We start from the raw sequence: 7,689 nt of genomic DNA, 5'->3' as shown, positions 1-7,689 counted from the left end.
CGAAAAAGTTTAAAAAACAGACCGAACGATTTTTTATGAATACGCACAAATTTGACACCCCACCTGTGAGGTCTTCATTTAGTAACCGTTTTAGGATGACAAAAAGCAGCGAAAACCCATAAACTTAGCTGGTTGCCCGCGTTAGGGATTGCAGCGGAAAGCCCACAGCGATCCCGTCGTTTCGGGAGAGCGAGGACTTGCAGTGAAATATTTAAATTCATGAGTTCCTCTAAAAAAATATTAAATAGCGAATAAAAGCCCGACCCTTGTGGTAACGCCCAAAAAAAGCTTTTGTTTTTTAGGGCAAATGTTACTAAAACGTTGTAGATGTATTTTTTAATAATTCTTTGAAAACATCTTAAAAAGACAAGATTTAACCGTAAATTTGAACTAATTAAATAAGTTAAAATAAACTGATTATGAGTATAATTATAAATATACACGCAAGACAGATTTTGGATTCCAGAGGAAATCCAACGGTAGAAGTAGATGTTGTAACAGAAAACGGTGTTTTGGGAAGAGCTGCTGTACCATCGGGCGCCTCAACCGGCGAGCATGAAGCTGTCGAGTTGCGCGATGGCGGAAAAGCCTACATGGGAAAAGGTGTTTTGAAAGCCGTAGATAACGTAAATTCGGTGATCGCTCCAGAGTTAATGGGCATTTCGGTTTTTGAACAAAATTTAATCGATCAGATCATGATTGATTTGGATGGCACCAAAAACAAATCCAAATTAGGGGCCAATGCTATTTTGGGCGTTTCTTTGGCAGCGGCAAAAGCGGCAGCCAACGAACTGGATATGCCTTTGTACCGTTACGTAGGTGGGGTTTCCGCAAACACGCTTCCGGTGCCTATGATGAACATTATCAACGGAGGTTCCCATAGTGATGCACCTATTGCGTTCCAGGAATTTATGATCATGCCCGTAAAGGCCAAAAACTTTACGCATGCTATGCAAATGGGAACAGAGATTTTCCATAACCTTAAAAAAGTGTTGCACGACAGGGGTTTAAGTACTGCTGTGGGCGATGAAGGTGGTTTTGCGCCTAATTTAGCTGGCGGAACTGAAGATGCTTTGGATTCCATTAAATTGGCTGTTGAAAAAGCGGGCTATACGTTTGGTGGCGATATTATGATTGCATTGGATTGTGCATCGGCAGAATTTTATGCGAACGGAAAATACGATTATACCAAGTTTGAAGGCGATAAAGGAAAAGTAAGAACATCGGCAGAACAAGCGGATTATTTAGCTGAACTAGCGGCAAAATACCCAATCATCTCTATTGAGGATGGCATGGATGAAAACGATTGGGACGGCTGGAAATTATTGACCGATAAAATTGGTGATAAAGTGCAGTTGGTAGGTGATGATTTATTTGTTACCAATGTAGAGCGTTTATCTAGAGGTATTAAGGAAGGCATTGCCAACTCCATTCTTGTAAAAGTAAACCAAATTGGTTCGTTGACAGAAACCATTGCTGCTGTAAATATGGCTAAAAATGCGGGTTATACATCGGTAATGTCCCACCGTTCTGGTGAAACTGAGGACAATACCATTGCAGATTTAGCGGTGGCCTTAAACTGCGGGCAAATAAAAACCGGTTCTGCGTCCCGTAGCGACCGTATGGCTAAATACAACCAATTGCTTCGTATTGAAGAGCAATTGGGAGATACGGCTTATTTCCCTCAAGAAAAAGCATTTAAAATCAAGTAAAAATATTTATTTTTTTAAAAAAAGTGGTTATTATTTTAATAATCGCTTTTTTTTTTGCATAAATTTAAAATAATTTGTTAAATGAATAAATGTTTGCTTTCAACACTGATTAAACTAATGGGATATTTCGTAAATTAGCAATTGAATTAAAGAATCACAAATCATTTAACTTATGGCAAATACTGCTACCATTGAAGTCAATGGGAAAAAAATAGAACTTCCGGTAATTGAAGGAACAGAAAATGAATTAGCAATTGATATTTCTAATTTCAGAAGTGCATCAGATGGAGTCATCACATTAGACCCTGGATATAAAAATACAGGTTCTTGTGAAAGTGCCATTACATTTTTAGATGGTGAAAAAGGCATTTTAAGATATCGGGGCTATTCAATTGAAGAGTTGGCTGAAAAAGCTGATTTTTTAGAGGTTGCGTATCTTTTGATTTTTGGTGAACTTCCTACCAAGGAACAGAATGATAAATTTCACCACGACATTAAGGCACAATCTATTGTAGATGAGGATATAAAGAAAATTGTGGATGTGTTTCCTAAGTCGGCACACCCCATGGGTGTTATTTCTTCATTAACCAGTGCATTAACCGCGTTTAACCCATCTTCAGTTAATGTTAATTCTGAAGAAGACATGTATAGAGCTATCGTGAAAATACTTGGTAAATTCCCGGTTTTAGTGGCTTGGACCTATCGCAGGAAATTAGGATTGCCATTGGATTATGGAGATAATTCCTTAGGGTATGTTGAGAATATTTTAAAAATGATGTTCAGTCAGCCAAATGCATGTTATATCCAAAATAAAGTTTTAATTGATGCATTGGACAAGCTTTTAATTTTGCATGCCGACCATGAACAAAATTGTTCAACCTCTACAGTCAGAATTACAGGCTCCTCCCATGCAGGATTATTTGCATCGTTATCGGCAGGTATATCAGCGCTTTGGGGACCGCTCCATGGGGGCGCCAACCAAGCAGTTCTGGAAATGCTTGAAGCTATTAAAGCAGACGATGGAGATACTAAAAAGTACATGGCGAAGGCAAAAGACAAAGAAGATCCGTTCCGTTTAATGGGCTTTGGCCATCGTGTTTATAAAAACTTTGATCCGCGTGCCAAGATCATTAAAAAAGCTGCCGACGAAGTGTTGGGTAATTTGGGAATTGACGATCCCATTTTAGATATTGCCAAGTGCCTTGAAAAAGAAGCCTTGGAAGACCCGTACTTTGTGGACAGAAAACTGTATCCCAATGTCGATTTCTATTCCGGTATAATATACCGGGGCATGGGCATTCCAACCGATATGTTTACCGTTATGTTCGCATTAGGGCGTTTACCAGGTTGGATAGCCCAATGGCGTGAAATGCGTTTAAACAAAGAACCAATAGGTAGACCAAGACAAATATATACCGGGGCTACTCTTAGATCTTTTACTCCTTTGGATAAAAGGTAAAAATAGTTTATTTAAAAAATTAAAGCTTCATAACTAAACCTTATGAGGCTTTTTTATAGCTACACCATGTTAAAACTCCATATAAGAAACGAGACTTCCAAGTTAAGGGTTGTTATTTTAGGAACTGCCGAAAACAATGGACCAACACCAAAGGTGGAAGATTGCTATGACCCTAAAAGCATTGAGAACGTATTGGCGGGCACGTATCCAAAAGAAGCTGATATGGTTGGTGAAATGGAAGCCGTTGCTGCTGTTTTTAAAAAGTACGACGTTCAGGTTTTTAGACCGAAGGTCATTAAAGATTGTAACCAAATATTTTCGCGCGATATCGCTTTTGTAATAGAAGATAAAATAATTAGGGCCAATATTCTACCCAACAGAGAAGCGGAAATTGAAGCCATTCGCTATGTATGGAATCAAATTGATAGAAAAAACCGTGTTATTTTGCCACCAGAATGCCATGTGGAAGGTGGTGATGTGATTCCGTGGAACGACCATATTTTTATCGGCACCTATTCGGGGGAGGATTATCCGCAATTGATTACGGCACGCACCAATATGGATGCGGTTATTGCCATTCAGGAATTGTTTCCCGATAAAACGGTTAAATCCTTTGAACTCCGAAAATCGAACACAAACGCCAAAGAAAATGCCTTGCATTTAGATTGCTGTTTCCAGCCTATTGGGAAAGACAAAGCCATCATCCATAAAAACGGCTTTCTAATAGAACGGGAGTACCAATGGTTGGTTGCTTTTTTTGGAAAGGAAAACGTTTTTGAAATCACCAAAGATGAAATGTACCAAATGAACAGTAATGTTTTTTCAATTTCAGAAGATGTTATCATATCAGAAAAAAACTTTACCAGACTGAACACGTGGTTGCGACAAGAAGGGTTTACTGTAGAAGAAGTACCTTATGCCGAAATAGGCAAACAAGAAGGCTTGTTGCGTTGTAGTACGATGCCTTTGGTGAGGGAGTGATTGTAGGGTAAATATAGGAAGAAACTTTCTGTGTATGCAATGTGTTATTAGATGCGAACTTTTAAATAAACAAAGAGGCTCCCATGTTCTATTCTAAATCCATAATTATCATTAAATTTTCTTTGATTTTATCAATCAAGTTTTTTGGTAAATCGCCAACTTTTTTAATGAATCGTTTGTTATCAATGGTCCTTATTTGGTCTATCATAACATCACAATTTTGGTGTAAATTGGCGTCTCCTTTTTTTAAATGAACGCGTAAAATTTCTGAATCATTTTTAACATTTGTTGTAATCGGACAAATAATTGTTGACGGATGTGGTATTTGATTTAGAAAATTTGTTTGTATAATAAGTACTGGTCTTGTTTTTCCAGCTTCAGTTCCAAGTTGTGGGTTTAAATCTGCAATCCAGATTTCATATTGTTTAATCGACATAATCAATAGCTTCAAAATCTTTTAATACAGCCATGGAGTCCGCTTTTACTAAATCAGATTCTTTTTTAAGTTTTTTTTCTAAAAGAGCACGTTTTTGCAATCGATTATAGTGATCAATAGCGTCGTTGATATACCGGTTTCTGGGTTTTTTAATTTTTGAAAGAATCTTTTCAGTTTCAACAAAAATAGAATCATCAATTTTTAACGAGACAGTTTTCATGTGTTTATATTATTTGTTTTTTATTTGACACCTGTTGCTTCCTTATGATTATTTATTTGGATATCGAAAACCCGTTATGGAAGTTTCATGTTATTTTGCCTTTAGATATATCAAAAGTATATCTTAATTGTATATTAAACAAGTTTTTTTTTGGAATTTGGAATTTCTTTTTTTTGGAATCTTGTGCCTTATGGTCTCTGCTCTTAGGGAGTTTAATAACACCATCAACTTTAAAAACCTCATTTTTTATCGCCTAAAATAGTCTTACTTTTGTAGCGTAATTTTTTAAAAGATGAAACAGGCCACCAATACCATTTTAATGGTTCGTCCTATCCATTTTAGGATGAACGAGCAAACCGCGGTAAACAACTATTACCAAAAAGTAATGGCTGAATTATTGCCACAAACTGTTAATGCCAAAGCACAACAGGAGTTTGATACTTATGTTAACAAATTAAGAGGCATTGGCGTACAGGTAATTGTTGTGCAGGATACCGAGGAGTTTGATACGCCCGATTCCATTTTTCCAAATAACTGGGTATCGTTTCATGAAAATGGCGATGTGGGCCTGTATCCCATGTTTGCAGAAAACCGACGTTTGGAGCGTAGTGAGGATATTCTGGAAGCGGTAGAAAATTCGGGATTTACTATTAATAACATCATAGATTATACCGATGCGGAAGACGAACACGTTTTTCTTGAAGGCACCGGAAGTATTGTGTTGGATAGAGTGAACAGAAAAGCCTATTGCGCCTTGTCGCCCAGAGCCGATGAAGATCTGTTTATTGAATTTTGCGAGGATTTTGAATACTTGCCTGTTATTTTCAACGCTAACCAAACGGTGAACGGCGAGCGGAAAGCCATTTACCATACCAATGTGATGATGTGTATAGGAGAGACTTTTGCCGTTATTTGTTTGAGCTGTATTGATGATAAAAAAGAACGCCGCAATGTGATTGGCCACTTAAAAGAAGATGGGAAAGATATTATCGATATTACCGAAGCACAGGTTAATAATTTTGCAGGCAATATGTTGCAAGTAAAAGGCGCCAATGATATAGGGTATTTGATTATGAGTCAAGCAGCGTATGATTCCTTAACCAAAAATCAAATAGAAACATTGGAAAAACATACCCAAATACTTTCAAGTTCTCTGGATACTATTGAGGCTTGTGGGGGCGGTAGCGCCCGTTGCATGATGGCCGAAGTGTTTTTACCAAAAGCGTAATCTAAATTTTAGATTTTATTTTTTGGAATTTAGATTTTGTAATTTTATTTTTTTGGATTTAGTATTTGTAACTTTGGTTTTTAAGTACATGACAAAAATTTATTAACATCAAATTATTAAAAAAATCTCCTTAAATAATTCCTCCCCTTTTTTCAAGGGGAGGTGCCGATAGGCGGAGGGGTCAACTTTAATAGTTATTTTTATGATGTAAGATTATTTTGTCATGTACTAAACTTTGGTTTATAAATAAAAACAAGATTTCCTCCCGTCCCGATAGCTCGGGAGCTTTCGGGATTCACGGAAATGACAAATAATATTTTCGATGAAATTAGTTATATCACCCGCAAAGTCGCTCGATTTTGAAACAGAATTACCCACCACCAAATACACCGAGGCCCAGTTTTTAGGGCAATCTGAACGTATCCATAAATTACTTAAAAAAAAATCGGCTAAAAGCCTATCGAAACTCATGGGTATTTCCGATGCGTTGGGGCAGTTGAATTATGAGCGCAATCAATCATGGCAATTACCGTTTTCATCACATAATGCAAGACCGGCCATATACGCGTTTAGTGGCGAGGTTTATAGAGGGTTTGATGCCTATTCCATGTCACAGGAAAAAATAAATAACGCTCAAAACACCCTGCGTATTTTGTCGGGTTTGTACGGCTTGCTAAAACCATTGGATTTAATACAGCCATACCGATTGGAAATGGGTACTAAATTCCCGGTGGGGAAAAACAAAAACCTATATGGATTTTGGAGAAAAACCATAACAAAAACATTGAACGACGAACTGGAAAATGGCGAGATGTTTTTAAACCTAGCAAGTAATGAGTATTTTAAGGCCATTGACAGCAAAGCATTAAAAGCACCTGTAATTACCGCTAATTTCAAGGATTTTAAAAATGGCGAATACAAAATAATCATGGCGTTTGCCAAACAAGCCCGCGGATTAATGGCACGTTACGTTATTGACACCAACGCCAAAACCATTGATGATATTAAAGCATTTAATTATGAAGGCTATCATTTTAGCGAACCACTGTCTACCGAAACCGATTTGGTTTTTATTAGATAGACGAATTTTCAAAAAGGTTATTTAGCAATCGCTTTTTTATCAATGCTTATTTTGGTTTCAACGGAAGGTTTCTTTTTAATTCTAGGGCGTCTAACGCCAAAAGAGCCTCGGTTTATTTTACCACGCCTTGTTTTTTTATCTCCTTTTCCCATAAAATAATTTTTTTTATTCCCTTGAAGAAAGGAATCTTTTATTGTTTAATCTAAAGAATTCCTCGACGCTCTGCGTCGGGGTTTCCAATTATACCTCCCCTTGGGGGAGGTCGGAATTGCCTTTTTGCAATTCCGGGTGGTGCAAAATACAATCCCGAAAGCTTTCGGGACGGTTTTTGGTCCCGAGGCCAAAATGATCCCGATAATTATCGGGACGGCGAAATACCTCTATGTCCCGATAGCTATCGGGTCTGCCTCGAGTATAGTCGGTTTCAAGAAATTTTTTATTTTAAAAGCCATAAATTACAAAAAATCTTTTTTTTAGACAAGTAATGGATGAACTTAGGGTGTACGACAAATTTCCCATTATGCAGCATTTTGACATAATTTGACGATTCTGTTCCATTTTTTGCTTTTATG

Annotated in this window: 8 protein-coding genes; 5 read left to right on the top strand and 3 right to left on the bottom strand. The window is 37.3% G+C overall.

Going from position 1 to position 7,689, the window contains the following annotated elements:
- The first annotated feature begins 419 nt into the window (after positions 1–419).
- The 3 genes from eno to ACU1LP_RS19110 all read left to right on the top strand — a co-directional run bounded on the left by eno (position 420) and on the right by ACU1LP_RS19110 (position 4,152).
- On the top strand, positions 420–1,712 hold the full coding sequence (gene eno, locus ACU1LP_RS19120; RefSeq protein ID WP_445737073.1) for a phosphopyruvate hydratase: 1,293 nt from the start codon (positions 420–422) through the stop codon (positions 1,710–1,712).
- 172 nt (positions 1,713–1,884) lie between these two features.
- Entirely contained in the window at positions 1,885–3,171 is a 1,287-nt protein-coding gene (locus tag ACU1LP_RS19115; protein ID WP_445737072.1) for a citrate synthase, read from the top strand.
- Between the two features lie 66 nt (positions 3,172–3,237).
- A complete protein-coding gene (locus tag ACU1LP_RS19110) occupies positions 3,238–4,152 on the top strand; it encodes a dimethylarginine dimethylaminohydrolase family protein (RefSeq protein ID WP_445732609.1) in 915 nt (304 codons plus the stop codon).
- An 88-nt stretch (positions 4,153–4,240) separates the two neighbouring features.
- Here the strand turns inward: ACU1LP_RS19110 and ACU1LP_RS19105 are convergent, their stop codons facing one another.
- Together ACU1LP_RS19105 and ACU1LP_RS19100 are read right to left on the bottom strand one after the other, a co-directional pair.
- Positions 4,241–4,588 carry a type II toxin-antitoxin system PemK/MazF family toxin gene (locus tag ACU1LP_RS19105; RefSeq protein ID WP_445732605.1) on the bottom strand — a complete coding sequence of 116 codons (348 nt, stop codon included), beginning with the start codon at positions 4,586–4,588 and terminating at the stop codon, positions 4,241–4,243.
- Complete coding sequence (locus ACU1LP_RS19100) at positions 4,578–4,808, bottom strand: hypothetical protein (RefSeq protein ID WP_445732604.1); 231 nt, start codon at positions 4,806–4,808, stop codon at positions 4,578–4,580. The genes ACU1LP_RS19105 and ACU1LP_RS19100 overlap by 11 nt, the downstream gene beginning before the upstream one ends.
- Before the next feature lie 292 nt (positions 4,809–5,100).
- Here ACU1LP_RS19100 and ctlX point away from each other — a divergent pair, with 292 nt between their 5' ends.
- A complete protein-coding gene (gene ctlX / locus ACU1LP_RS19095) occupies positions 5,101–6,036 on the top strand; it encodes a citrulline utilization hydrolase CtlX (RefSeq protein ID WP_445737071.1) in 936 nt (311 codons plus the stop codon).
- 322 nt (positions 6,037–6,358) lie between these two features.
- Complete coding sequence (gene yaaA / locus ACU1LP_RS19090) at positions 6,359–7,117, top strand: peroxide stress protein YaaA (RefSeq protein ID WP_445732602.1); 759 nt, start codon at positions 6,359–6,361, stop codon at positions 7,115–7,117.
- A gap of 17 nt (positions 7,118–7,134) precedes the next feature.
- Here yaaA and ACU1LP_RS19085 read toward each other — a convergent pair whose 3' ends face one another.
- Entirely contained in the window at positions 7,135–7,269 is a 135-nt protein-coding gene (locus ACU1LP_RS19085; RefSeq protein WP_445732601.1) for a 30S ribosomal protein THX, read from the bottom strand.
- Positions 7,270–7,689: the final 420 nt, after the last annotated feature.

This window comes from Mariniflexile sp. (assembly GCF_052728615.1).
This window is presented reverse-complemented; position numbering and strand designations above follow the sequence as displayed.

What these genes read in the sequence shown, in the direction of transcription:
- eno (WP_445737073.1), top strand. Translation starts at nt 420, where the DNA reads ATGAGTATAATTATAAATATACACGCAAGACAGATTTTGGATTCCAGA.
- ACU1LP_RS19115 (WP_445737072.1), top strand. Translation starts at nt 1,885, where the DNA reads ATGGCAAATACTGCTACCATTGAAGTCAATGGGAAAAAAATAGAACTT.
- ACU1LP_RS19110 (WP_445732609.1), top strand. Translation starts at nt 3,238, where the DNA reads ATGTTAAAACTCCATATAAGAAACGAGACTTCCAAGTTAAGGGTTGTT.
- ACU1LP_RS19105 (WP_445732605.1), bottom strand. Translation starts at nt 4,588, where the DNA reads ATGTCGATTAAACAATATGAAATCTGGATTGCAGATTTAAACCCACAA.
- ACU1LP_RS19100 (WP_445732604.1), bottom strand. Translation starts at nt 4,808, where the DNA reads ATGAAAACTGTCTCGTTAAAAATTGATGATTCTATTTTTGTTGAAACT.
- ctlX (WP_445737071.1), top strand. Translation starts at nt 5,101, where the DNA reads ATGAAACAGGCCACCAATACCATTTTAATGGTTCGTCCTATCCATTTT.
- yaaA (WP_445732602.1), top strand. Translation starts at nt 6,359, where the DNA reads ATGAAATTAGTTATATCACCCGCAAAGTCGCTCGATTTTGAAACAGAA.
- ACU1LP_RS19085 (WP_445732601.1), bottom strand. Translation starts at nt 7,269, where the DNA reads ATGGGAAAAGGAGATAAAAAAACAAGGCGTGGTAAAATAAACCGAGGC.